Here is a 20767-nt window from a genome sequence, read left to right on the forward strand (position 1 = left end):
CGCGTTGCGGGCGCGTGGTGGTGGGGTGCGGGCCGAGCTGGCCCGGTGGTGGTGAGGCATGTACCTGGCAGTGAGCGGCAACATCGGCAGTGGGAAGAGCACCCTTACGGGCATGCTCGCGGAGAAGTACGGCTTGAACGCCGTGTATGAGCCGTTCGAGGAGAACCCGTACCTGCAGGATTTTTATGGGGACATGCGGCGGTTCGCGTTTCACAGTCAGGTGTTCTTCTTGTCGAAGCGGCTGGAGCAGCACCTGCGGGTGGTGAATGGCGCGCCGCACGTGATTCAGGACCGGACGGTGTTCGAGGACGCGAACATTTTCGCGCGGAACCTGCATGCGGGCGGGCACATGGATGACCGGGACTGGCGGACGTACCTGGGGTTGTTCGAGGGGATTTTGCCGGCGCTGCGCACGCCGGACCTGCTGGTGCACATTGATGCGTCGCTGCCGACGTTGCGCGCTCGGATCGGTCGGCGTGGGCGGACGTACGAGCAGGCAATTCCGGACGCGTACCTGGGGGGCCTGAACGATCTGTACGGCCAGTGGGTGGAGGGGTACACGCATTCGCCGGTGGTGCGCGTGCCGGGCGATGAGCTGGATTTCGTGGCGGACGCGGACGCGTTCGCGTGGGTGTGCGAGCGGATCGAGGCGCACGGGTTCGGGACGCCGCTGCTGCGTTGAGCGGCGCTTGACCTGGGTCATGGCGCCGCTCGGGCCGTGCGGGCATGCTCGGCGCATGGCGTATGTGATTACGGATCGGTGTGCGGGCGTGCGGGACGGGGCGTGCCGGGAGGTGTGCCCGAAGGACTGCATTCATGATGCGGGCGCGCAGTTCGTGATTGACCCGGAGGAGTGCATTGATTGCGGGGCGTGCGTGGTGGCCTGTCCGGTGGGGGCGATTGCGCATGAGGATGATCTGGTGGGTGCAGAGGGGGTGTTTGCGCAGGTCAACCGGGCGTTTTTCGGGCGGTGAGGGCGCGTGGCAGGATGAGGCGTGACGACCGAGCGTGCCCGGAATCTGCTGCGGCTGACGGGGGTGTTCGGTTCGGCGGGCGTCGCGGAGCTGGAGGTGCTGGCGGCTGCCGGGCGGTTCCGACGGTTGGGCCGGGGGGAGGCGTTGTTCCGGGAGGGGGACGGCGCCACGGCCCTATACGTGGTGGAGGGCGGTTGGTTGAGCGTGTCGAAGTTCAGTGGGGCGCGGGAGGTGGCGCTGCACGTGGTGGGGCCGCGTCAGGTGGTGTCGGGCGTGAGCGTGTTCGTGCCTGGCGCGACCGTGTCGGCCACGGCGGTGGCGCTGGAGGACGCGGCGGTGTTCGCGGTGGACGCGCAGGTAGTGCGGCGCACGTGTTTCGCGTCGCCGGTGCTGGCGGAGGCGGTCATCGCGTACTTCGCGCGGCGCCACGCGGAGGTGCTGGGGCGGCTGGAGCAGTTGGTGTTTCAGGACCTGAATGCGCGCCTGGCGGGGCATCTGCTGGCGCACGCTCCGGAAGGGGCGGCGTACGCGCTGCCGAGCAATTCGGCGCTCGCGGCACAGTTGGGGACGGTGCCGGAGTTGGTGAGTCGCAAGCTGGGGGAGTTCTACCGGCGGGGGTTCATTGCGTTGCAGCGCCGGAGCGTGCGGGTGGTGGACGCGGACGCGTTGCGGCGCCTGCTCCCTTGACGGGCGGGCGCCCGCTACAGTCAGGGCATGAAGCTGCATGACCTCGCTGCCGAGCTGAACCTCACGCCTCCCGCTGAGAATCCGGATGTGACGGGGGTGACGCATCACGCCGGGTGGGTGAGGCCGGGGTTCGCGTTCGTGGCCGTGCGGGGCGCGCGCGTGGACGGGCACGCGTTCATGGCGGAGGCCGCGGCGAACGGCGCGGTGTGCGTGTTCGGTGAGGGCCTGCCGGACGGCGTGCCGAGCCCGCTGCCGTACGTGCGCGTGCCGGGCGCGCGGGCGGCGCTGGCGGACGCGGCAGCGGCCCTGGCGGGGCACCCGAGCCGCGCGCTGCGCGTGGTGGGCATTACGGGCACGGACGGGAAGACGACGACCAGCTGGATCACGCGGCACCTGCTGCGCGCGGCGGGCGTGCGGACAGGGTTGCTGAGCACCGTGGGGTACGAGCTGCCGGACGGGGCGCTGCGGCACTTCCCGGCGCATTTCACGACGCCGGAGGCGCCGGAGGTGCAGTCGACCCTTTCGGAGATCGGTGCGAGCGGCGGCGAGGCGGTGGTGCTGGAGGCGAGCAGCCACGCGCTTGCGCTGGACCGCGTGCGCGCCGTGGACTGGGACGTGGCGGTCTGGACGCACCTGACGAGCGAGCACCTGGATTTCCACGGGACGGTGGAGCAGTACTTCGCGGACAAGGCGCGGCTGGTGGAGCGCGCGCGCTTCTCGGTGCTGAACGCGGATGACCCGTGGACGGCGCAGCTCCGGCCGCGCGCGGCGGCGTACGTGACGTACGGTGTGGAGGACGTCGCGGACTGGCGGGCGGGCGACATTGAGGAGCGCAGCACGGGCCTGCATTTCCACGTGCTGTCGCCGCTCGGGGAGTTCGACGCGCACCTGCCGATGGTGGGGCGGTTCAACGTGCACAACGCGCTCGCGGCGATGGCGGCGGCGGCGCACCTGGGGTCGGGCGTGGACGCGCTCGTGGCGGGGCTGGCGTCGTTCCGGGGCGTGCCGGGGCGCATGGAGCTGGTGCCGGGCGGGGACGCGGGCGTGCGCGTGGTGGTGGATTTCGCGCATACGCCGCCGAGCCTGGAAAAGGCGTTGGAGGCGTTGCGGTCCACGACGCGGGGGCGCCTGATCGTGCTGCTCGGGTCGGCGGGCGGGCCGCGCGATCCGGGGAAGCGCGCGCCGCTGGGGGAGGTCGCCACGCGCCTGGCGGATACGGCGATCTTTACGGAGGAGGATCACCGGGACACGCCGCTGGACGACATCCTGCAGGAGATGGCGCGGGGCGCGCGCGAGGCGGGGCGGGGGAATTTCGAGCTGGTGCCGGACCGGCGCGACGCGATTCGCCGGGCGGTGGCGTTGGCGCGGCCTGGGGATACGGTGCTGCTGGCCGGGAAGGGCCCGGAGGACACGCTGGAGCGGGGCGCGGAGACGCTGCCGTGGGATGAGGTGGCGGAGGCGCGCGCGGCGCTGGCGGTGCGCGCATGAAGGTGCTGGTGCTGATGGATTTCACGGCGCCGGCGCGGCTGGCGCTGGCGTTCGTGCGGGCGCGGATGCCGCATGCGCGGGTGCGGCTGGTGCACGTGCTGGAGCGCAGTGGGTTGTCGGCGGCGTTCAGTACGCCGTCGGCGGGGATCGGGGGGAGCGGCGAGGCGCTGGACGCGACGTTGAGTGCGCGGCTCGCGGAGGTGCAGGCGGAGTTGCGGCAGTTGGGCGGCGGTGAGGTGATCGAGGGGGAGCCGGTGGAGGTGGCGCTGCGGATGGCGCAGGCGCGCGAGGTGGACCTGATCGTGGTGGGGCGGGATTCGCCGGGGTTGCTGTCGCGGATGGTGGCGCCGAGTGTGGTGGAGCGGCTGGTGAAGGCGTCGCCGGTGCCGGTGCTGGTGATTCCGGGGGAGGGCGCGTGATTTCGCGGGCGTCGGCGGAGCATTACACCTGGGGTGGGGATTGCGACGGGTGGCATCTGGTGCGGACGGCGGCGCTGAGCGTGATTCAGGAGCGGATGCCGCCGGGGCGTGCGGAGGTGCGGCATGCGCACGGGCAGGCGCGGCAGTTCTTTTTCGTGCTGTCGGGGGTGCTGACGCTGGAGGTGGATGGGGTGGTGCACGTGCTGGGGGTGCAGGAGGGGGTGGAGGTGCCGCCGGGGGCGGCGCATCAGGCGCGGAACGTGTCGGCGGGGCCGGTGGAGTTCTTGGTGACGTCGCAGCCGCCGGCGCATGGGGACCGGGTGGTGCTGGCGGAACCGCCTTCATCCTGAATCGTTTCAGATTCTGTTAGGCTGAACAGCATGAGCGAGCTCAAGTGGTGGCAGCGCGGCGTCATCTACCAGATCTACCCCCGGTCCTACCAGGACAGCAACGGCGACGGCGTCGGCGACCTGCGCGGCATCACCGCCCGCCTGGACTACCTCGCCACCCTCGGCATCGAGGCCGTGTGGCTCTCCCCCATCTTCACCAGCCCCATGAAGGACTTCGGCTACGACGTCGCTGACTACTGCAACGTCGACCCGCTGTTCGGCACACTGGACGACTTCGACGACCTCGTCCGCGCCGCCCACGACCGAGGCCTCAAGGTCATGCTCGACTTCGTCCCGAACCACAGCAGCGACGAGCACCCCTGGTTCCTGGAATCCCGCTCGTCCCGCACCAGCGCGCGCCGCGACTGGTACATCTGGCGCGATCCCGCCCCGGACGGCGGCCCGCCCAACAACTGGAAGTCCTTCTTCGGCGGGGACGCCTGGACGTACGACGACACGACCGGGCAGTACTACCTGCACCAGTTCCTGACCGGCCAGCCGGAACTCAACTGGGCCAACCCGGACGTGCGCCGCGCCATGAGCGACGTCCTGCGTTTCTGGATGCGGCGCGGCGTGGACGGTTTCCGCGTGGACGTCATCTGGCTGCTCGCCAAGGACCCCACCTTCGCGAACGAACCCCTCAACCCGGACTGGCAGCCGGGCCAGCTGGACCACGGGCAGCTGGTGCACACCGGCACGCAGGACCTGCCGCTCACGCACGCGTACATCCGCGAACTGCGCGCCGCCCTCGACGAGTTCGAGGACCGCATGATGGTCGGCGAGATCTACCTTCCTATCGAGCGGCTCGTCACGTACTACGGCAGCGGCGAGGGCGCGGAGTGTCACCTGCCGTTCAACTTCCACCTCATCAACACGCCGTGGACGGCGGGCGCGGTGCGGCGCCTCGTGGACGAGTACGACGCGGCCGTGAGCGCCGTGGGCGGCTGGCCCAACTGGGTGCTCGGCAACCACGACCAGCACCGCTTCCGCAGCCGCGTCGGCGACGCGCAGTACCGCGTGGCGCAGACCCTGCTGCTCACGCTGCGCGGCACGCCCACCGTGTACTACGGCGACGAGATCGGCATGCGCGACGTGCCCGTGCCGCTCGAGCAGCAGCGTGACCCGCAGGGCCTGCAGCAGCCGGACGTGCCCGGCGCGAGCCGCGACCCGGAACGCACGCCCATGCAGTGGGACGACCAGCCGAACGCGGGGTTCAGCAGCGCGCAGCCGTGGCTGCCCGTCGCGGAAGACGCGCCCATCGTGAACGTCGCCGCGCAGGCGCAGGCCGAGGGCAGCGACCTGCAGTACTTCCGGGCGCTCACGCGCCTGCGCGCGCAGCGTCCCGCCCTGCACGCGGGCACGTACCGCCCGGTGGACACGCCGTTCGAGGACGTGTTCGCGTACCTGCGCGAGCACGAGGGCGACCGGGTGCTGGTGCTGCTGAACTTCGGCGGGGCGCGCCGCACACTGGACCTCGGCGCGCTCGGCACGGCGCGCACCCTGCTGAGCAGCGACGCCGCCACGGACGTGACGCTCGCGGACCTGGAGCTGCGCCCGCACGAGGCGCGCGTGCTCGACCTGGCCTGAGGGTCCGGGGGTCGGGGCGCGGGACGTCGTTCCCGCGCCCCGACCCCGTTCAGGCGGGCGGGTCGCCGAGTGTGCGGGCGCGCAGGGCCGCCTCGGTGCGGTTGCGGACCTGCAGTTTCGCGAGGACGCTGCTGATGTGGTTCTTGACGGTGCTATCGCTGATGCCGAGCTGCGCGGCAATGCGTTTGTTGCTGTCGCCGCGCGCGATCAGCGCGAGCACCTCGTGCTCGCGGGGCGTGAGCGGTTCCTGCGGCTCCTGCGGGCGCTGCGCGAGCAGCCGCAGGTACTTCGCGGCGACGGTCGGCTGAATGAAGCGCTCGCCGCGCGCGACGAGGCGGATGACGCGCGCGAGTTCGTCGGCATCGACGTCCTTGAGCAGGAACGCGGCGGCGCCCGCGCGCAGCGCGTCAAGCACGTAGTCCTCGCGGTCGAAGGTCGTGAGGATCAGCACGCGCCCGGCGAGGCCGTCGGCGACGAGCGCCTCGGTGACCTGCACGCCGGTCAGGCCGGGCATCTGGATGTCCATGAGGATCACGTCCGGCTGGAGGCGGCGGGCGGCGTCGAGCGCCTCGGGGCCGCTGGCGGCTTCGGCAGTGACGTCCAGGTCGTCTTCGGTGCTGAGCAGGGCGCGCAGGCCCTGACGCATCAGGGGCTGATCCTCGGCGAGCAGGATGCGGATCGGTTCAGGCATGCGGGACCTCCGGGGGTGGGGTGAGGGGCGGGTGGGCGCTGAGCGGCACGCGGGCGGTCACGCGGGTGCCGCCGCCCGGTGCGCCCGCAACGTCGAGGGTGCCGCCGAGGGCGCGCAGGCGCTCGCGCATGCCGGTCAGGCCGTAATGGCCGGCAGGGGCGGGCGTGCCGGTCAGGCCGACGCCATCGTCCTCGACAGTGAGCGTGAGGGTGCCGGCAGTGACGTCCGCGCGGACGGTGACGTGCGTGGCGCGCGCGTGCCGGGCGGCGTTGTGCAGCGCCTCGGCGAGGACGGGACGCAGCGCCGTGATGGTCTGCGGCGCGAGGGGCACGTCCGGGACGTCCACGGTGACGTGCCATCCGGCATGTTCCGCCTGCGTGCGGGCGAGCGCGCCCGCCATGTCGGGCAGGGACGCGTCCGGGGTGCTGCGCAGGTCGTCGAGGGCGTCGCGCAGGTCCCGCATAGCGGTGCGGGTGAGCGTCTGCGCGTCACCGAGCAGGGTGGCGGCGCGCTCCGGGTGACGGGAGGTGAGGCGGCGCGCGGCTTCCAGCTGCACCGTGAGGGTGCTGAGGGCGTGCCCGAGGGTGTCGTGCAGGTCCCGCGCGAGCCGTTCGCGTTCGCGCAGGCGGGACAGTTCGGCGTCCTGCTGCGCGCGTTCGGCGAGCTGCGCGTTCGCGTGCGCGAGCGCGGCTTCGCGCTCCCGCAGGCGCGTGAACGCGAAGCCGGTGCTGAGAATCGCGAAGAAGCCGACGCCGCCGATCAGGTCCGAGAAGCTGATCGGGAAGCGGTAGTGGTCCAGCGCGATGAGCATCAGCGCGGACAGCGGCACCGCCAGGACGCGCAGCCACGCGGGCGGCAGGCGGCCGCCGAGCAGCGCGAGGGCGACCATGACGGCGGCGAGGGCGGCGCTGGCGGCGAGGTGCGCGAGCAGCAGCAGGCACGCGACGCTCAGCGCCACGAACGCGGCGGTGCGCGCGTCTGCGCGGCCGTTCACGCGGGCGAGCGCCGCGAACAGCACGGCGGTCACGGCGAGCAGCGTGAGGGTCGTGCGGACCGGCAGGTCGGGCGTGAGGGCGATGCTGAGGGCCACAGCGGCGCCCAGCAGCCACAAGCGCTGCTGGGCGAAGGGGAGCGGGACGCGCACGTTCCGGAGTTTACGCGGCGCGCAGCTGCTGGACACGGCGGTACATGCTGTAGCCGCGCATGAACAGCACCGTGAGACTGAACGCGAGGAGCGCCGTGGTGGCGTGCGTGAGCAGGCCGGCCGGGTGGTTCAGGACGTACGTGCGCAGGGCGACGCGCACCGCGAGGCTGACGACCAGCACGGCGAGCGTGAGGGGGCTGCCGCGCACCCAGGCGACGTTCAGGCGTTCGGGGTCGAGGCGGACTGTCTGCGTGCGGGCCGTGAGTTCACCGACGACGGCGCCGCCGGCCACGCCGAGCAGCGCCAGCAGCACGGACACCGCCGAGGCGCTCAGGTCGGCCCACAGGGCGTTCACGGTGAGCAGCAGAAGCACGGCGGGCAGCAGCCACCAGCGGTCCACGCGGCGCTGCCGCTCACCGAGGGTGCGGGAGGCGATCAGCAGGCCGATCAGGACGGTGAACACCAGGACTTGCGGGGTGAGTTGGGCGTGGAGTTCGTTCATGCCTTCACGGTAGGCGCGCGACCCACCTGGCCGCGCGGGCCGGGTGGGGGGTGGGCGTCTGGGAAAAAAGGCCTATGCGCGGCCGGGCCGGACGGGGCGCGCGCCGCGCGGGCCGCGCCGGGCACGCTGAGGGCGTTCAGGGCGGCCCGCACGGCGCCGCCAGAGGAGGAACGCATATGGGTCTGATGGAAGCGGCTTTGTTTCTGGCGTTGATGGTGTACATGATCGTGTCGCAGGTGGGGCGTCGCCCGTGGACGACGGCGCGCGCCGTGCGGCCCATGCTGATCGTGGCGGTCCTGGCGGCGTTCACGCTGCACGGCGTGCATCTGGGCGGCGGGAACGGCCTGCTCGCCGCGTGGGGGGTGCTGCTGGGCGCGGTGTTCGGGGTGGGCGCGGCGGCGTGCATGCGCTTGGAAGGGCCGGCAGGGGCGCGGGTGACGGTGGCGGGGTGGCCGTACGCGCTGGTGTGGGTGGTGAGCATGGGTGGCCGGGTGGCGTTCGGGCTGCTCGCGCAGGGCGCGTGGCAGGACGCGGTGGTGCAGTTCAGCGTGGCGCACGGCGTGACGGACGCAGGCGCGTGGCGCACGGCGTTCCTGCTGATGAGCGTCACGGAGATCGTGGTGCGCACGCTGCTGGTGCAGCGGCGGGCCGCGCCGGTGCGGGCCTGGCAGCACGCCTGAACGCGCGGGCCGCGTTATGGTACGGGCCGTGAAGGTGGACGCGCGGACGGACGTACTGATCATCGGCGGGGGCGTGGCGGGGCTGTATGCGGCCCTGCGCGCCCGCGCGCTTGGCCTGCACGTGACGCTCGCGTGCAAGGGGGCCCTGACGGGCGGCAGCACGTACTGGGCGCAGGGTGGCGTGGCCGCGCCGCTCGGCCCGTGGGACGAGGCGGCGCACGCGCGCGACACGCTGGCGGCGGGGCGGGGGCTGTGCGAGCCGCGCGTGGTGGACGTGTTCGTGCGGGAGGCGCAGGCGCACGTGGACGCGGTGCGGGCGCTGGGTGTGCCGTTCGCGGAGGACCTGGCCCGCGAGGGCGGGCACGGTCTCGCGCGGGTGCGGCACGCGTTCGGGGACGGCACGGGCCGGGCGGTGAGTGAGGTGCTGGCCGCGCGGGCGCACGCGGCGGGCGTGGAGGTGCTGGAGGGCGCGTTCGCGCGGGCGTTGCTGCTGGGCGCGTCGGGGCGCGTGGTGGGCGCGGAGTTCCTGGTGGGCGGGGGCGTCCGGGCGGTGCAGGCGGGCGGCGTGCTGCTTGCCACGGGCGGGTTCGGGCGCGTGTACCCGGTGACGACGGCGCCGCCGGAGGGCACGGGGGACGGGGTGGCGCTCGCGGCGCGGGCGGGCGCGCAGGTGCGCGACGTGGAGTTCGTGCAGTTCCACCCGACGGTGGTCGTGTCGGGCGGTGAGGGGCTGCTGGTGACGGAGGCGGCGCGCGGCGCGGGCGGCGTGCTGCGCAACGCGTTCGGGGAGCGGTTCATGCTGGCGTACGACGCGGCGGGCGAGCTGGCGCCGCGGGACGTGGTGGCGCGCGCGATTGCGCGGGAGCGCGCGCGCACGGGGGACGTGACGCTGGACGTGTCGCATCTGGGCGAGGCGGCGGTGCGGGCGCGCTTCCCGGGGGTGCACGCGCGGTTGCTGCGCGAGGGGCTGGATGTGTCGCGCGTGCCGGTGCCGGTGCAGCCGGCGGTGCATTACACGATGGGCGGGGTGCGTACGGACGTGCGGGCGTTTACGGGGGTGCCGGGGTTGTTCGCGGCGGGCGAGGTGGCGTCGAGTGGTCTGCACGGCGCGAATCGCCTGGCGAGCAACAGTTTGTCGGAGGGGCTGGTGTTTGGCGCGCGGGCGGTGGCGGCCATGGCGGGCGACGTGACGTTTGAGGTGCCGGCGCGCCGCACGGACGCGCCGGGCCTGGGGGCGGAGGGGGCCGCGCGGGTGCGGGCGCTGGTGGCGGCGCATGCGGGCCTGGAGCGTTCGGGTGAGGCGTTGCGGGGCGCGCTGGCGGCGCTGCCGGCCGTGGAGGGTGAGGCCGGGGACCGCGCGGCGGCCGAGGGGGGGAACCTGCTGGAGGTGGCGCGGTTCCTGCTGCGTGGGGCGCTGGCACGTGAGGAGTCGCGTGGGGCGCACGTGCGTCTGGAGTTTCCGGCGGCGGACGGGGTGGCGCGGCATGTGGTGCAGGGGACGGCGCGGGTGTGGGCCGAGCCGGTGGAGGGGCTGGCAAGCGCCGTGGAGTGAGCGGCTGGGCGGCCGGCGTGGGGTGGTTTTGGCTGGTGGGTGGGTCGGGCAGATGCGCGTGCGGGCTGGGGGTGAGGGTGCTACGATGCCGTTCGTGTCCACTCAGTTCGTGAAACGATTCACACCCGGAGCAGTGCGGTGCTGAGCCTCGACGACCGGCTGCGCGCCGCCCTCGCCGAAGACCTCGGCCGCGGCGACGCCACCACCCGCGCCACCATCCCCGCCGAGCAGAGCGGTCACGCAACCTTCCTGCTCAAACAGGACGGCGTCCTCAGCGGCCTGCCCGCCGCCGCGCGCGCCTTCACCCTGCTTGACGCGCGCACACAGGTCACCTGGCACGCCCACGAAGGCGAAATGCACCCACGCGGCACCGTCCTCGGCGAAGTGCGCGGCCCGCTCCACGCCCTGCTCGGCGCCGAACGCGTCGCCCTGAACCTCCTGCAGCGCGCGAGCGGCGTCGCCACTTTCACGCGCGCGCACGTCGACGCGCTCGCCGGCACGCGCACCCGCCTGCTCGACACCCGCAAGACCACCCCGCTGTGGCGCGACCTCGAAAAGCAGGCCACGCGGCACGGCGGCGCCGTGAACCACCGCGCCGGCCTCGACGACGGCATCCTGATCAAGGACAACCACATCGCCGCGGTAGGCAGTGTGCGCGCCGCCGTACAGCGCGCCCGCGAAAGCGCGTACCTGCTGAAAGTCGAGTGCGAGGTCACTGACCTGAACGGCCTGCGCGAGGCCCTCGACGCGGGCGCGGACCGCGTCCTGCTCGACAACATGCGTGACGACCTGATCGCGCAGGCCGTGGCTGTCCGTGACGAGTGCGCGCCGCACGTCACCCTGGAAGCCAGCGGCAACATGACCCTGGCGCGCCTGCCGCGCGTCGCCGCCACCGGCGTGGACTACGTCTCGGTCGGGGGCCTCACGCACTCTGCGCCGAGCCTCGACATCAGCCTCGAACTGCACCCCACGGAGGGCCTCGCATGAGCATCATCCCCCCTCAGCAACACGAGCACCTGCTGCAACTCCGCCCGCTCCCCACCGAGGCGGAACTGCTGGACGGCATTGAGCGCCTGCGCCGCGAACGCAACGCCGTGATCCTCGCGCACAACTACCAGCGTCCCGAGGTGCAGCAGATCGCGGATTTCGTGGGTGACAGTCTGGGCCTCGCGCGGCAGGCGGCGCGCACCAGCGCGGACGTGATCGTGTTCGCGGGCGTGCACTTCATGGCGGAAAGCGCCGCGATCCTCAACCCGGGCAAGACGGTGCTGCTGCCGGATCTGCGCGCCGGGTGCAGCCTCGCGGACACCCTGACCGCCCAGGGCGTCCGCGACTGGAAGGCCGCGAACCCGGGCGGGCTGGTGGTCGTGTACGTGAACACCACCGCGGACGTGAAGGCCGAAGCGGACTACTGCGTCACGAGCGGCAACGCCGTGCAGATCGTGCGGTCCCTGCCCGAAGGCGTGCCGGTCCTGTTCGCGCCGGACAAGTACCTCGCGGCGCACGTGGCGCGCGAGACGGGCCGTCCCATGGACATCTGGGACGGGGCGTGCCACGTGCACGCCGCGATCCGACCGGAGGACGTGGCGGCGCAGCAGGCGGCGCACCCGGGCGCGGAACTGCTGGTGCACCCGGAGTGCGGCTGCAGCACGCGCGTGCTGCGGGACGTGCCGGACCTGCAGCTGTACAGCACCGAGGGGATGGTGACGCGCGCGCAGCAGAGCGACGCGGAGACGTTCATCGTCGTGACGGAGTTGGGCATGGTGCACCGCCTTGAGCGCGAGGTGCCGGGCAAGGCGTTCGTGCCGGTGGCGCGCACGGCCTGCTGCGAATACATGAAGATGATCACGCTGGAGAACATTCACGACAGCCTGCGGGACCTGTCGGGGCGCGTGAGCGTGCCGGAGGACGTGCGCGTGCGGGCGCTGCGGCCTATTGAGCGGATGATCGCCATCGGCTGACCGCCGCATGGGAAACGTGTGAATGATCCGTAGCGGCGCGCTCCCGGGGCGCGCCGCTACGCTGAAGCATGTTCCTTGAGGTGGTGCTGGTGTTGGGGTGGCTGCTGTTCTGCGTGCTGGCGGCGGTGGCGCTGGGCGCGTGGTATCGGCGCCAGGAGCGGCTGGACGTGCGTTCGCCGAACCTGACGGGCGCGGCGCGGCAGGAGGACCTGAGCACGCGCGTGCGGTAAGGGCCGTGCGGGAACGGCACCACCGCGCGGCGCTCCGGGGAGTCCGGAGCGCCGCGCGGTGGTGCGGGGTGGGTCAGCGGGGGTGCAGAACGCGGATGCGTCCGCCGTGGCGGGTGAGGGCCTCGTGGAGTGCCTGTTCGTTGGCGTTGCGGCGCACGTCGATGTCGAGCAGCACGGCGTCGGGGTCGGCGCGGGGTTCGCGGGCGCGGCGGGCCCGGTCGAGGGCGGCGCCGAGCAGGCCGCCGAGGGTGCCGCCGAGGAGAGCGGCGAGGGTGACGGTGCGCCCGAGGTGGGCGAGGAGGGTGTCCACGCCCTGGAAGGGGCCGATGCCGAGGAGCATGGCGCCGATCAGGCCGAGCAGGGCGCCGAGCGCCACGCCGAGGGCGGCGTCGGTGCGGGCGGCGTGGTGGACGCGGCACAGCAGACAGAGGTGGGTGCGGGTGACGCCGTGGGCGCGCAGGTCGCGCACGGCAGCTTCGGCGTGTTCCCGGTCGTCGAACACGGCGGCGATGTGCATGCAACTGCCTCCAGTGGTGGATTTTCCATCATTGTTGGCGGCGCGCGCGAGGTTGAAGGTGCATGGGCCACTGAGTGAAGGTGTGCTGATGGTGAGGGCGTCATGTGGCGTTCAGGGGCGTTTTTTGGCGGGCAGGATGGAGGGTTTGGCGCTGGTGCGCTGGTGGTGGAGGGTGGCGAGGGTGGTGGTGAGGCCAGCGCTGATGGTGAAGAGTTCGGGGCTGAGCTGGCCGGTGAGCAGGTAGCGGACGATCAGGGCGGCGCTGCACAGCGCGCTGAGCAGCAGGGCGAGGGGGAGCGGGTCGATTCGGCGCATGGGTGGTCCTCCTGATTACGAATCTATCCGTAATGCAGACCTTCTCCATGAATACTCTCTATGGCATTTCTTGAATTTACGGATGCTAGAGTAAATCGAGCATGCTCTCTACGGACGCACCCCTAACCACCTCGCCTCCACTCACCCCATGATGCCCACCATGCCTCCAACCCCCCGCCCCCGAGGCCGCACCACCACCCGCCCCATCCCCCACTGGGCCAGCGTCCTGCGTGCCCGCCGCACCGCCCTCGGCCTCGCCCAGGACGAACTCGCCGCCCGCAGCGCCGGCCTGCTCTCACAGGGCACCGTCAGCAACCTCGAAGTCGGCAAGGTCCACCTCGGCGACCTCGCCCTCACCCGCGCCGCCGCCCTCGCCCGCGCCCTCGACTGGACGCTCACCGACCTGCAAACCCACACCGGCCTCGACCTCGGCGTCACCCCCATCGCCCCCCTCAGCCGCCGCACCGCCGACGTCTACCCCCTCCAGGCCGCCCTCACCCCGCAACGCCCAGGCCTGCCCCTCACCACCGAATTCATCGAGGACGGCGCCCCCACCCAACTGCTCATCGTGCGCGCCGACACCGACGAACTCGACGGCCTGAGCGGCGCCAGCATCCGCCCCGGCGAACACGCCTACCTCGACCTGCACGACACCGACCCCCGCCCCGGCTACGTCTACGCCATCGAACACGCCGGGCACGCCCACCTGCGCCGCTACCAACGCACCCCCCTCGGGGACGCCTGGACCGCCGAGAACCGCGCCCGCCACGCCGACCTGCCCGCCCACCACGCCCGCGTCATCGGACGCGTCACGCGCGTCACCAGCCGCCGCGAACCCACCGCACAGGAGTAACCCCGCGCATGCACGCTACGCTCACCCACCACCGGCGCGCCGCCCCCAGCACCGCCACCATCCTCGGGTTCATCAGCGCGGGCGTCCCGCTCGACGCCACCCCCTTCGAACGCCTCGGGCGCCTCACCGTGCCCCGCGCGTACCGCCGTCCCGGCATGTTCGCGTTCGCCGTCACCGGCGACAGCATGACCGCGCCCGGCGGCGCCGGCCTCCCGCACGGCGCGTACGTCCTCGTGGACACGCACGACCTCATCACGCAGACCGGCCACGTGTACGCCTTCTGCCTGCCCGGCGGCGAGTACGTCGCCAAGCGCCTGCGCCTGCACCGCGGGCGGCCCGCCATGTACAGCGACAACCCCACCTACCCGCCCGCGCCCCTCACGCCCGACGTGCGCCGCGTGGGCCGCATCTACGCCACCACCCTCGACGGCGACACCTACCAGCCGGTCGGCTACCGCCCCTGGAACGACTGACGCGGGCCGAGGTCGCCCCCGCCCGCGTCCGTTGGGCGGCCCACCACCGCGGGCCGCCCCAGAGGGCTCAGAGCACCAGGTCCGCTTCGGTGGTCAGGAAATCCACCGCGCCCGAACCGATCTCGTAGAAGCCGCCCACCACGCGAATCTGCCCGCGCTTCTCGGCGTCGACGACCACGTCCTGCGTCCGCAGGCGCCCCACCTGATGGCGGACGTTGTTCAGCACCGCCTCGCGCATGCGCGCTTTGGTGTCGCGGATGTCCGGCAGGCCCACCACGCTCGGGCGGATCTGCCCGATCAGGTGCTGCAGCGCCGCCGGTTCACGCGCGATGTCCTCGTCCGGCAGCATCGCGGAGCGCACCGCCCCGCAGCCCTCGTGGCCCAGCACCATCACGAGGTGGATGTTCAGGTGCAGGATCGCGTACTCCAGGCTCGCGAGCGCCGAGTGGTCCACGACGTTCCCGGCGAGGCGCACCACGAACAGGTCCCCGAAGCCCTGGTCGAACACCAGCTCGACCGGGACGCGCGAGTCGCTGCACGCCAGCACCGCCGCGAACGGCGTCTGACCCATGATCTGCGCGCGGCGCTCGTTGGCGCCCAGGTCGGGCCGCACGGACTGCCCGCTGAAGAACCGGGCGTTGCCGGTCTTGAGGGCCCGGATGGCCGCTTCGGTGTTGTCGACAGTGTTCGGGCGGAGGCGGGCGATGTCCTCCATGCTGGCACCGCGGCGGATGGCGTCAAGGACGCGCATTTCGAAATCATGAGGGTCCGTCACGGCGTTCAGCGTACCAAGAGAACCGCCCCGCAGCGTAGCGGGGCGGTTCTCTGTGGGTTCAGCGGACGTCGACGAGTTCGACGTCGAAGATCAGCGTGGCGTTGGGCGGAATCGCGCCGGGCACGCCGCCCGCGCCGTACCCGAGGTGCGGGGGGATCGTGAGGCGGGCGTGGTCGCCGACGCGCAGCTGCGCGATGCCCTGGTCCCAGCCGGGGATGACGTACCCGACGCCGAGCGGGAACTCGATGGGCTCGCCGCGGTCACGGCTGCTGTCGAACTTGGTGCCGTCCTGCAGCATGCCGACGTAGTGCACGCGGACCATCTTGCCTTTTTCGGCCTGGACGCCCTGCCCGTGCTGGGTCTTCTCAACCTGGAGTTCTTGCATGCGCTCAGCGTAGCAGGCGCCGCAAGTTCGCGCGTGCGGGGGGCGTGGGTGTGCAAGAGTGCGCGGCGTGGCGTGGACGGGTCGGTTGTGGCTGGTGGGCGCGGCAGGGTTGAGCCTGCCGCTGCTGGGGAGTGCGGTGGCGGGGTTCGTGCAGCGGACGCCGTGGCTGATGGAGTTCGCACTGGGCGTGGCGCTGCTGGCGCTGGGGCTGACGCTCAGCCGGGCGCCGCGCGCGGTGGCGTGGCGGTACGGGCTGCTGGTCGTGTCGCTCGGTGCGGGGCTGGAAGGCGCGCTGCTGCGTCAGGGATGGGCGCCGCTGCCGCTGCTGGTGGGGGCCCTGGCGGCGGCGTCCATGTGGGTGCCGCCGCGTACCCGCGCGGCGTGAGCGCGCTCAGCGCGCGGGCGTGAGGTCGCGCAACAGTAGGTCCGGGAGGCGCGTGACCTGCCCGTCCCGCACGGTGTCCGTCCACGCCTGATTGCCGACGCGGACCTCGACGCGGCCGACGGGGAGGCGCAGGAACCCGTACTCGCCGTTGCCGTCGGTGCGGGTCGTGGCGATCACGCGGCCGTCCACGAGCGCGCGGACGGTCTGACCGCCGAGCATGGCCGCGCCGACGATGCGGCCCGACAGGGCCCGCACGGCGGGCGGCGTGGCCGTCCAGGGTGTGAACGGCCCGAGCGCGGAGGTAAGAGCGGCCCGGACAGCCTCGAACGGGGCGGGGGCACCGTCGCCGGCACTGGTGTCGGTGGGCGTGCGGTAGCTGTACCCGACCCAGCCGAGCCCGGCCTGCAGGGTCCGTTTTGCCTGCGCGGCGCTCGCGGCGGGCGGGTTGAGGTACAGGGCGGCGCCGGCGGCGGCGAGGGTGTCGGTGTCGCGCGCGACGCGGGCGGTGAAGGTGTTCCAGCCGTCGAACCAGGCCGCGTAGCCGGCACGCGCGTCGGCTTTGTAGTTCATGGGGACGTTGAGGTCCAGTAGGCCGTTCCCCAGCCAGGTGGGCCAGTCCTGCAGGACCTCGGTGTACGCGCGCGTGCGGCGGAAGTCCGCGACGGTGCTGGGCGGCGCGCCGTAGGTGATGGTGGCCGCGCTGACCCAAGCGTTCGGTTTGAGGCTCTTGACGCCGAGGGTGATGCGGCGCACGAGGTTCGTGACCTGCTCGCGGCGCCACGCGGCCCACGCGGAGTCATTGGGGGCGGGCGGGGTGCGCGCGCCGGTTTCGGCGCGGTAGCGGGCGACGCTGGTGGCGTTGTAGCCCCAGCCGGGGCCGTCCGGGGAGCGGATGCGGTCGAGTTGCACGCCGTCCACGTCGTACTGACGCACGAGGCTGACGATGGCGTCGGTCATGAAGGTGGCGGCGTCGGGGTGGGCCGGGTCGAGCCAGGCGTCGTCGCCGGCGCGCCAGGTGCCGTTCTGGCGGTGCTGCAGCCAGTCGTTGCGGCCGGTGGCGGTCGGGCCGTGCTGCGCGAAGACGTGCTGGGGGCTGGTGTTGGGGGTCTGGGCGTGCCAGGCGCCCGTGACGCTGACCCAGGCGATGACTTTGAGGTCGTTGGCGTGCGCGCTGCGGGTGAGGGCGGCGAGCGGGTCGAAGTCAGGGGTGAGGGTGACGTCCGTGACGGTGGGGACGCTGGCGCGGGTGCACAGGCAGTCGGCGCGGCGGATGGCCTGCACGAACAGGGTGTTGACGCCGAGGGCGCGGGCTTGGGTGACGGTGCGTTCGACCTGGGCGGGGGTGCTGAGGCCGGGGCCGAAGGCGTCGATCCAGAGGCCGCGCAGGGTGGGGCTGCCGGGGGGGGTGGGGGTGGCCGCGCCGGCGGGGGTGGCGAGCGCGAGGGCGGCGAGCAGCAGGGGGCGTTTCACGGTTGGCGTTCAGGGTAGCGCAGGTGCCTGACGGGTCGCTGTGAGGAAGGTGGGGGCGCGTGTGGGGTGGGTGGGGTGGGGGCCTCGCTACACTCCTGACATGACGCGTCTGGCAAAGATGTTCGTTTTCAGTTATACTTGGACGAGGTGGTTACGCTGATAGCAGAAATTATGAGTGTGGGCACGGAGCTGCTGCTCGGAGAGATTCTCGACAGCAACGCCGCGTACCTCGCTCAGGAACTCAAGGCCCACGGCGTGACCCTGCACCGCAAAGTCACCGTCGGCGACAACCTCGAGCGCCTGCGCGAAGCCATCCTGACCGCCCTTGACCGCGCGGACCTCGTCATCCTCGGCGGCGGCCTCGGCCCCACCGACGACGACCTCACGCGCGAAGCCATCGCTGCCGCCCTTGGCGAACACCCCACCGAGGACCCGGACCTGCTCGCCTGGCTGCGCGGCCTCTTCGAAAGCCGTGGCCGCATCATGCCGGACCTCAACCGCAAACAGGCCTGGCTCATCCCCTCGAGCGAGGCGCTCCCCAACCCCATCGGCACCGCGCCCGGCTGGTTCGTGCGCGTGCCCGGCCACGCCACGCCCCGCTTCATCGTGGCCATGCCCGGGCCGCCCCGCGAAATGAAACGCATGTGGCGCGAGCAGGTGCTCCCGCGCCTGAACCTGCCTGCACGCGCCCTGTTCCACACCACGCTGCACACCAGCGGCATCGGTGAAGGCAACGTCGCGGAACTGCTCGGCGACCTTACGCGCGCCTCGAACCCCAGCGTCGCCACGTACGCCCGCCGCTTCGGCGTGGACGTCCGCGTCGCCGCCAGCGCCAGTACGACCGAAGCTGCCCGCGCACTCGCGGAGCCCGTGCTGAGCGTCGTGCAAGACAAACTGGCGCGCTTCACGTGGGGCACCGACGACCAGACCCTCGCCGGCGTGCTGCACGCCGCGCTCGGGGAACGCACCGTCGCGGCCATCGAAGCCGGCTCGGGCGGCGCGCTCGCCCTGCACCTCGCCGACACGCCCGCCTTCCGGGGCGGGCTCGTCACCCGGGACCACGCGCAGCTGATCGAAGCGGGCCTCACGCCCGTGACGCTCGGCGAGCACGGCCCCGTCAGCGAGCAGGCCGCGCGCGAGCTCGCGCGGACCGCGCGTGCCCGCTTCGGCAGCAACTTCGGCGTGGCCGTCACGGTCGCCACTGGCAGCAGCGAGGACGGCCCGGCTTGCCCCGGCACCGCCTTCGTCGCCGTGGACACTGAGGGTGACACCCACACGGCCCGCTTCGACTGGCTCGGCGAACCCGACCACCTGCGCGACCGCGCCGCCATCCTCGCCCTCACCACGCTGCTGCGCGCCGCCCGCGCGGAGGTGCCCGCATGACCGGCCGCCCCCGCACCCCCCGCCCGGCCCCTCGCCGACCGAACGGCCCGAACGTGCAGGGCGACGGCACCCTCCGCCTGTTCTTCGGCCTGAAGGTGCCCCGCGAGATCGCCGACGAGCTCGCCCTGGCCCAACGGGACCTGCGCGGCAACTGGCGCGCCGTCCGCCCCGACCAGCTGCACGTCACCCTCGCGTTCCTGCCAAACGTGCCGCCCGAGCGCCTCACGGACCTCAAGCGGCTCGGCACGCACCTCGCCGCGAACCTCCCACCCGTGCAGCTGCGCCTGCGCGGCACCGGGTACTTCCCGAACGAGGGCAGCCCCCGCGTGTGGTTCGTGAAGGTGGACGCCCCGGAACTCACGACGCTCGCCGCGGACCTCCGCACAGGCCTCGCGGACCTTGGCGTGAACACCGACGACCTGCCGTTCAAGGCGCACGTCACGCTCGCGCGCAAAAAAGGCCCCGCGCCGCGCCTCGCCCCGAAAACCTTCGACCTCGCCTGGGACGCCGGCGCGTTCAGCCTCGTGCAGAGCACCCTGCGCAAAACCGGGCCGATCTACGAAACCCTGAGCATCTTCAAATTCCGCGGCGAACCGCCCGCGCCCCACAGCGACCCGGCCCCCACGGAAGTCCCAACGCCCGCCGCAGACCCCGACCCCCCCACGCCAACGGAGGCGAACCATGGATAACGACAAAATGAAGGCCATTCAAACCGCGATGAGCCAGATCGAGAAGCAATTCGGCAAGGGCAGCATCATGAAGCTCGGCGCCGAAAGCAAACTCGACGTGCAGGCCGTCAGCACCGGTAGCCTCTCGCTCGACCTCGCGCTCGGCGTGGGCGGCATCCCCAAGGGCCGCATCACCGAAATCTACGGCCCGGAATCCGGCGGGAAGACCACCCTCGCGCTCAGCATCATCGCGCAGTCCCAGAAGGCCGGCGGCACCTGCGCCTTCATTGACGCCGAACACGCCCTCGACCCCGTGTACGCCCGCGCGCTCGGCGTGAACACCGACGAACTGCTCGTGTCCCAGCCGGACAACGGCGAGCAGGCGCTCGAAATCATGGAACTGCTCGTCCGCAGCGGCGCCATTGACGTCGTCGTCGTCGACAGCGTCGCCGCCCTCACGCCCCGCGCGGAAATCGAAGGCGAAATGGGCGACAGCCTCCCCGGCCTGCAGGCCCGCCTGATGAGCCAGGCGCTGCGCAAACTCACCGCGGTCCTCAGCAAGACCGGCACCGCCGCCATCTTCATCAACCAGGTCCGCGAGAAGATCGGCGTGATGTACGGCAACCCCGAAACCACCACGGGTGGCCGCGCGCTGAAGTTCTACTCCAGCGTCCGCCTGGACGTCCGCAAGATCGGCCAGCCCACCAAGGTCGGCAACGACGCCGTCGCCAACACCGTGAAGGTCAAGACCGTCAAGAACAAGGTCGCCGCGCCCTTCAAGGAAGTCGAACTGGCCCTCGTGTACGGCAAGGGCTTCGACCAGCTCAGCGACCTCGTCACGCTCGCCAGCGACATGGACATCATCAAGAAGGCCGGCAGCTTCTACAGCTACGGTGACGAACGCATCGGCCAGGGCAAGGAAAAAGCCATCGCCTACATCGCCGAACGCCCCGAAATGGAACGCGAAATCCGCGAGCGCGTTCTGAACGCCATCCGCGAAGGCCGCGACAACGCGACCCTCACGAACGCGCCCGCCGCCGAAGCGACCGCCGAAGCCTAAACCCAACCCTTACCGATCGCGCGCGGCCCCCGGCTGCGCGCGGCCTTTTTTCGCCCCGCGAGAGGGCCGGTGTACACTAAGCGTGGGCGCCAACAATCACCAGGCGGCACCCGCAGGACAGCGTTGATTTTCAGGCGCGCTCCGCTGACCGGCGAGCGCGCCGTAACGAACCGAAAGGA

General features: G+C 72.2%; 26 protein-coding genes. 18 read left to right on the forward strand and 8 right to left on the reverse strand.

Annotated features, from left to right (window positions below; all coding sequences use genetic code 11):
- Nucleotides 1-58 precede the first annotated feature (58 nt).
- The 7 genes from DEIMA_RS14160 to DEIMA_RS14190 are packed head-to-tail and all read left to right on the forward strand — an operon-like array spanning nucleotide 59 to nucleotide 5544.
- Entirely contained in the window at nucleotides 59-682 is a 624-nt protein-coding gene (locus DEIMA_RS14160; RefSeq protein ID WP_013557955.1) for a deoxynucleoside kinase, read from the forward strand.
- Nucleotides 683-737: 55 nt separating this feature from the next.
- Nucleotides 738-974 carry a 4Fe-4S dicluster domain-containing protein gene (locus DEIMA_RS14165; RefSeq protein WP_013557956.1) on the forward strand — a complete coding sequence of 79 codons (237 nt, stop codon included), beginning with the start codon at nucleotides 738-740 and terminating at the stop codon, nucleotides 972-974.
- Between the two features lie 21 nt (nucleotides 975-995).
- Nucleotides 996-1661, forward strand: coding sequence for a Crp/Fnr family transcriptional regulator (locus DEIMA_RS14170; RefSeq protein WP_013557957.1), 666 nt, complete (start codon nucleotides 996-998; stop codon nucleotides 1659-1661).
- A gap of 27 nt (nucleotides 1662-1688) precedes the next feature.
- The gene (locus DEIMA_RS14175; RefSeq protein ID WP_013557958.1) at nucleotides 1689-3149 is read left to right on the forward strand and encodes a UDP-N-acetylmuramoyl-L-alanyl-D-glutamate--2,6-diaminopimelate ligase; all 1461 of its coding nucleotides are present in this window, start codon (nucleotides 1689-1691) and stop codon (nucleotides 3147-3149) included.
- A complete protein-coding gene (locus DEIMA_RS14180; protein ID WP_013557959.1) occupies nucleotides 3146-3568 on the forward strand; it encodes a universal stress protein in 423 nt (140 codons plus the stop codon). The genes DEIMA_RS14175 and DEIMA_RS14180 overlap by 4 nt, the downstream gene beginning before the upstream one ends.
- Nucleotides 3565-3918: a cupin domain-containing protein gene (locus tag DEIMA_RS14185; RefSeq protein WP_013557960.1), complete on the forward strand. Its 354-nt coding sequence runs from the start codon at nucleotides 3565-3567 to the stop codon at nucleotides 3916-3918. The genes DEIMA_RS14180 and DEIMA_RS14185 overlap by 4 nt, the downstream gene beginning before the upstream one ends.
- A 30-nt stretch (nucleotides 3919-3948) precedes the next feature.
- Nucleotides 3949-5544, forward strand: coding sequence for an alpha-amylase family glycosyl hydrolase (locus DEIMA_RS14190; protein ID WP_013557961.1), 1596 nt, complete (start codon nucleotides 3949-3951; stop codon nucleotides 5542-5544).
- A gap of 49 nt (nucleotides 5545-5593) precedes the next feature.
- On the opposite strand, the gene DEIMA_RS14195 is transcribed toward DEIMA_RS14190, so the two are convergent.
- From DEIMA_RS14195 to DEIMA_RS14205, 3 genes are read right to left on the reverse strand one after another with little or no spacing between them, the layout of a single operon-like run.
- Nucleotides 5594-6235, reverse strand: coding sequence for a response regulator (locus tag DEIMA_RS14195; protein ID WP_013557962.1), 642 nt, complete (start codon nucleotides 6233-6235; stop codon nucleotides 5594-5596).
- Complete coding sequence (locus DEIMA_RS17050; RefSeq protein ID WP_013557963.1) at nucleotides 6228-7379, reverse strand: sensor histidine kinase; 1152 nt, start codon at nucleotides 7377-7379, stop codon at nucleotides 6228-6230. Before DEIMA_RS17050 ends, DEIMA_RS14195 begins: the two co-directional genes overlap by 8 nt.
- 10 nt (nucleotides 7380-7389) lie before the next feature.
- Nucleotides 7390-7881: a DUF1453 family protein gene (locus DEIMA_RS14205; RefSeq protein WP_013557964.1), complete on the reverse strand. Its 492-nt coding sequence runs from the start codon at nucleotides 7879-7881 to the stop codon at nucleotides 7390-7392.
- Nucleotides 7882-8057: 176 nt separating this feature from the next.
- Between DEIMA_RS14205 and DEIMA_RS17055 the strand changes: the two genes are divergently transcribed.
- The 5 genes from DEIMA_RS17055 (at nucleotide 8058) to DEIMA_RS18350 (ending at nucleotide 12304) form a co-directional block, all read left to right on the forward strand.
- Nucleotides 8058-8561, forward strand: coding sequence for a hypothetical protein (locus DEIMA_RS17055; RefSeq protein ID WP_013557965.1), 504 nt, complete (start codon nucleotides 8058-8060; stop codon nucleotides 8559-8561).
- 28 nt (nucleotides 8562-8589) lie between these two features.
- Nucleotides 8590-10113: an L-aspartate oxidase gene (locus DEIMA_RS14215; RefSeq protein ID WP_280985073.1), complete on the forward strand. Its 1524-nt coding sequence runs from the start codon at nucleotides 8590-8592 to the stop codon at nucleotides 10111-10113.
- Nucleotides 10114-10251: 138 nt separating this feature from the next.
- Nucleotides 10252-11100: a carboxylating nicotinate-nucleotide diphosphorylase gene (nadC, locus tag DEIMA_RS14220; RefSeq protein WP_013557967.1), complete on the forward strand. Its 849-nt coding sequence runs from the start codon at nucleotides 10252-10254 to the stop codon at nucleotides 11098-11100.
- Nucleotides 11097-12074: a quinolinate synthase NadA gene (nadA, locus tag DEIMA_RS14225; RefSeq protein WP_013557968.1), complete on the forward strand. Its 978-nt coding sequence runs from the start codon at nucleotides 11097-11099 to the stop codon at nucleotides 12072-12074. The genes nadC and nadA overlap by 4 nt, the downstream gene beginning before the upstream one ends.
- A 68-nt stretch (nucleotides 12075-12142) precedes the next feature.
- On the forward strand, nucleotides 12143-12304 hold the full coding sequence (locus tag DEIMA_RS18350; RefSeq protein WP_013557969.1) for a hypothetical protein: 162 nt from the start codon (nucleotides 12143-12145) through the stop codon (nucleotides 12302-12304).
- Nucleotides 12305-12377: 73 nt separating this feature from the next.
- On the opposite strand, the gene DEIMA_RS18355 is transcribed toward DEIMA_RS18350, so the two are convergent.
- On the reverse strand, nucleotides 12378-12821 hold the full coding sequence (locus DEIMA_RS18355) for a hypothetical protein (RefSeq protein WP_013557970.1): 444 nt from the start codon (nucleotides 12819-12821) through the stop codon (nucleotides 12378-12380).
- Nucleotides 12822-12932: 111 nt separating this feature from the next.
- The gene (locus tag DEIMA_RS14235; protein WP_013557971.1) at nucleotides 12933-13136 is read right to left on the reverse strand and encodes a hypothetical protein; all 204 of its coding nucleotides are present in this window, start codon (nucleotides 13134-13136) and stop codon (nucleotides 12933-12935) included.
- Between the two features lie 160 nt (nucleotides 13137-13296).
- On the opposite strand from DEIMA_RS14235, the gene DEIMA_RS14240 reads away from it, so the two are divergent.
- Together DEIMA_RS14240 and DEIMA_RS17060 are read left to right on the forward strand one after the other, a co-directional pair.
- The gene (locus tag DEIMA_RS14240; RefSeq protein WP_169311948.1) at nucleotides 13297-13989 is read left to right on the forward strand and encodes a helix-turn-helix domain-containing protein; all 693 of its coding nucleotides are present in this window, start codon (nucleotides 13297-13299) and stop codon (nucleotides 13987-13989) included.
- Between the two features lie 8 nt (nucleotides 13990-13997).
- On the forward strand, nucleotides 13998-14462 hold the full coding sequence (locus DEIMA_RS17060; RefSeq protein WP_013557973.1) for a S24 family peptidase: 465 nt from the start codon (nucleotides 13998-14000) through the stop codon (nucleotides 14460-14462).
- 67 nt (nucleotides 14463-14529) lie between these two features.
- Here the strand turns inward: DEIMA_RS17060 and DEIMA_RS14250 are convergent, their stop codons facing one another.
- Both DEIMA_RS14250 and DEIMA_RS14255 read right to left on the reverse strand, forming a co-directional pair.
- On the reverse strand, nucleotides 14530-15213 hold the full coding sequence (locus DEIMA_RS14250) for a carbonic anhydrase (RefSeq protein WP_013557974.1): 684 nt from the start codon (nucleotides 15211-15213) through the stop codon (nucleotides 14530-14532).
- A gap of 82 nt (nucleotides 15214-15295) precedes the next feature.
- Entirely contained in the window at nucleotides 15296-15622 is a 327-nt protein-coding gene (locus tag DEIMA_RS14255; protein WP_013557975.1) for an FKBP-type peptidyl-prolyl cis-trans isomerase, read from the reverse strand.
- A 67-nt stretch (nucleotides 15623-15689) separates the two neighbouring features.
- On the opposite strand from DEIMA_RS14255, the gene DEIMA_RS14260 reads away from it, so the two are divergent.
- On the forward strand, nucleotides 15690-16007 hold the full coding sequence (locus DEIMA_RS14260) for a hypothetical protein (protein ID WP_013557976.1): 318 nt from the start codon (nucleotides 15690-15692) through the stop codon (nucleotides 16005-16007).
- 6 nt (nucleotides 16008-16013) lie between these two features.
- Here the strand turns inward: DEIMA_RS14260 and DEIMA_RS14265 are convergent, their stop codons facing one another.
- On the reverse strand, nucleotides 16014-17477 hold the full coding sequence (locus tag DEIMA_RS14265) for a glycoside hydrolase family 10-like protein (RefSeq protein ID WP_013557977.1): 1464 nt from the start codon (nucleotides 17475-17477) through the stop codon (nucleotides 16014-16016).
- Between the two features lie 171 nt (nucleotides 17478-17648).
- Here DEIMA_RS14265 and DEIMA_RS14270 point away from each other — a divergent pair, with 171 nt between their 5' ends.
- From DEIMA_RS14270 to recA, 3 genes are read left to right on the forward strand one after another with little or no spacing between them, the layout of a single operon-like run.
- Nucleotides 17649-18860 carry a CinA family nicotinamide mononucleotide deamidase-related protein gene (locus tag DEIMA_RS14270; protein WP_013557978.1) on the forward strand — a complete coding sequence of 404 codons (1212 nt, stop codon included), beginning with the start codon at nucleotides 17649-17651 and terminating at the stop codon, nucleotides 18858-18860.
- Nucleotides 18857-19549 carry an RNA 2',3'-cyclic phosphodiesterase gene (thpR, locus tag DEIMA_RS14275; RefSeq protein ID WP_013557979.1) on the forward strand — a complete coding sequence of 231 codons (693 nt, stop codon included), beginning with the start codon at nucleotides 18857-18859 and terminating at the stop codon, nucleotides 19547-19549. Before DEIMA_RS14270 ends, thpR begins: the two co-directional genes overlap by 4 nt.
- Nucleotides 19542-20588: a recombinase RecA gene (gene recA, locus DEIMA_RS14280; protein WP_013557980.1), complete on the forward strand. Its 1047-nt coding sequence runs from the start codon at nucleotides 19542-19544 to the stop codon at nucleotides 20586-20588. The genes thpR and recA overlap by 8 nt, the downstream gene beginning before the upstream one ends.
- Nucleotides 20589-20767: the final 179 nt, after the last annotated feature.

Source organism: Deinococcus maricopensis DSM 21211 (assembly GCF_000186385.1).
Lineage (GTDB): Bacteria > Deinococcota > Deinococci > Deinococcales > Deinococcaceae > Deinococcus_B > Deinococcus_B maricopensis.

Coding starts and splice junctions, on each gene's coding strand:
- DEIMA_RS14160 (WP_013557955.1), top strand. CDS start 59: ATGTACCTGGCAGTGAGCGGCAACATCGGCAGTGGGAAGAGCACCCTT.
- DEIMA_RS14165 (WP_013557956.1), top strand. CDS start 738: ATGGCGTATGTGATTACGGATCGGTGTGCGGGCGTGCGGGACGGGGCG.
- DEIMA_RS14175 (WP_013557958.1), top strand. CDS start 1,689: ATGAAGCTGCATGACCTCGCTGCCGAGCTGAACCTCACGCCTCCCGCT.
- DEIMA_RS14180 (WP_013557959.1), top strand. CDS start 3,146: ATGAAGGTGCTGGTGCTGATGGATTTCACGGCGCCGGCGCGGCTGGCG.
- DEIMA_RS14190 (WP_013557961.1), top strand. CDS start 3,949: ATGAGCGAGCTCAAGTGGTGGCAGCGCGGCGTCATCTACCAGATCTAC.
- DEIMA_RS14195 (WP_013557962.1), bottom strand. CDS start 6,235: ATGCCTGAACCGATCCGCATCCTGCTCGCCGAGGATCAGCCCCTGATG.
- DEIMA_RS14205 (WP_013557964.1), bottom strand. CDS start 7,881: ATGAACGAACTCCACGCCCAACTCACCCCGCAAGTCCTGGTGTTCACC.
- DEIMA_RS17055 (WP_013557965.1), top strand. CDS start 8,058: ATGGGTCTGATGGAAGCGGCTTTGTTTCTGGCGTTGATGGTGTACATG.
- nadA (WP_013557968.1), top strand. CDS start 11,097: ATGAGCATCATCCCCCCTCAGCAACACGAGCACCTGCTGCAACTCCGC.
- DEIMA_RS18350 (WP_013557969.1), top strand. CDS start 12,143: ATGTTCCTTGAGGTGGTGCTGGTGTTGGGGTGGCTGCTGTTCTGCGTG.
- DEIMA_RS18355 (WP_013557970.1), bottom strand. CDS start 12,821: ATGCACATCGCCGCCGTGTTCGACGACCGGGAACACGCCGAAGCTGCC.
- DEIMA_RS14235 (WP_013557971.1), bottom strand. CDS start 13,136: ATGCGCCGAATCGACCCGCTCCCCCTCGCCCTGCTGCTCAGCGCGCTG.
- DEIMA_RS14240 (WP_169311948.1), top strand. CDS start 13,297: ATGCCTCCAACCCCCCGCCCCCGAGGCCGCACCACCACCCGCCCCATC.
- DEIMA_RS17060 (WP_013557973.1), top strand. CDS start 13,998: ATGCACGCTACGCTCACCCACCACCGGCGCGCCGCCCCCAGCACCGCC.
- DEIMA_RS14250 (WP_013557974.1), bottom strand. CDS start 15,213: ATGCGCGTCCTTGACGCCATCCGCCGCGGTGCCAGCATGGAGGACATC.
- DEIMA_RS14255 (WP_013557975.1), bottom strand. CDS start 15,622: ATGCAAGAACTCCAGGTTGAGAAGACCCAGCACGGGCAGGGCGTCCAG.
- DEIMA_RS14270 (WP_013557978.1), top strand. CDS start 17,649: ATGAGTGTGGGCACGGAGCTGCTGCTCGGAGAGATTCTCGACAGCAAC.
- thpR (WP_013557979.1), top strand. CDS start 18,857: ATGACCGGCCGCCCCCGCACCCCCCGCCCGGCCCCTCGCCGACCGAAC.
- recA (WP_013557980.1), top strand. CDS start 19,542: ATGGATAACGACAAAATGAAGGCCATTCAAACCGCGATGAGCCAGATC.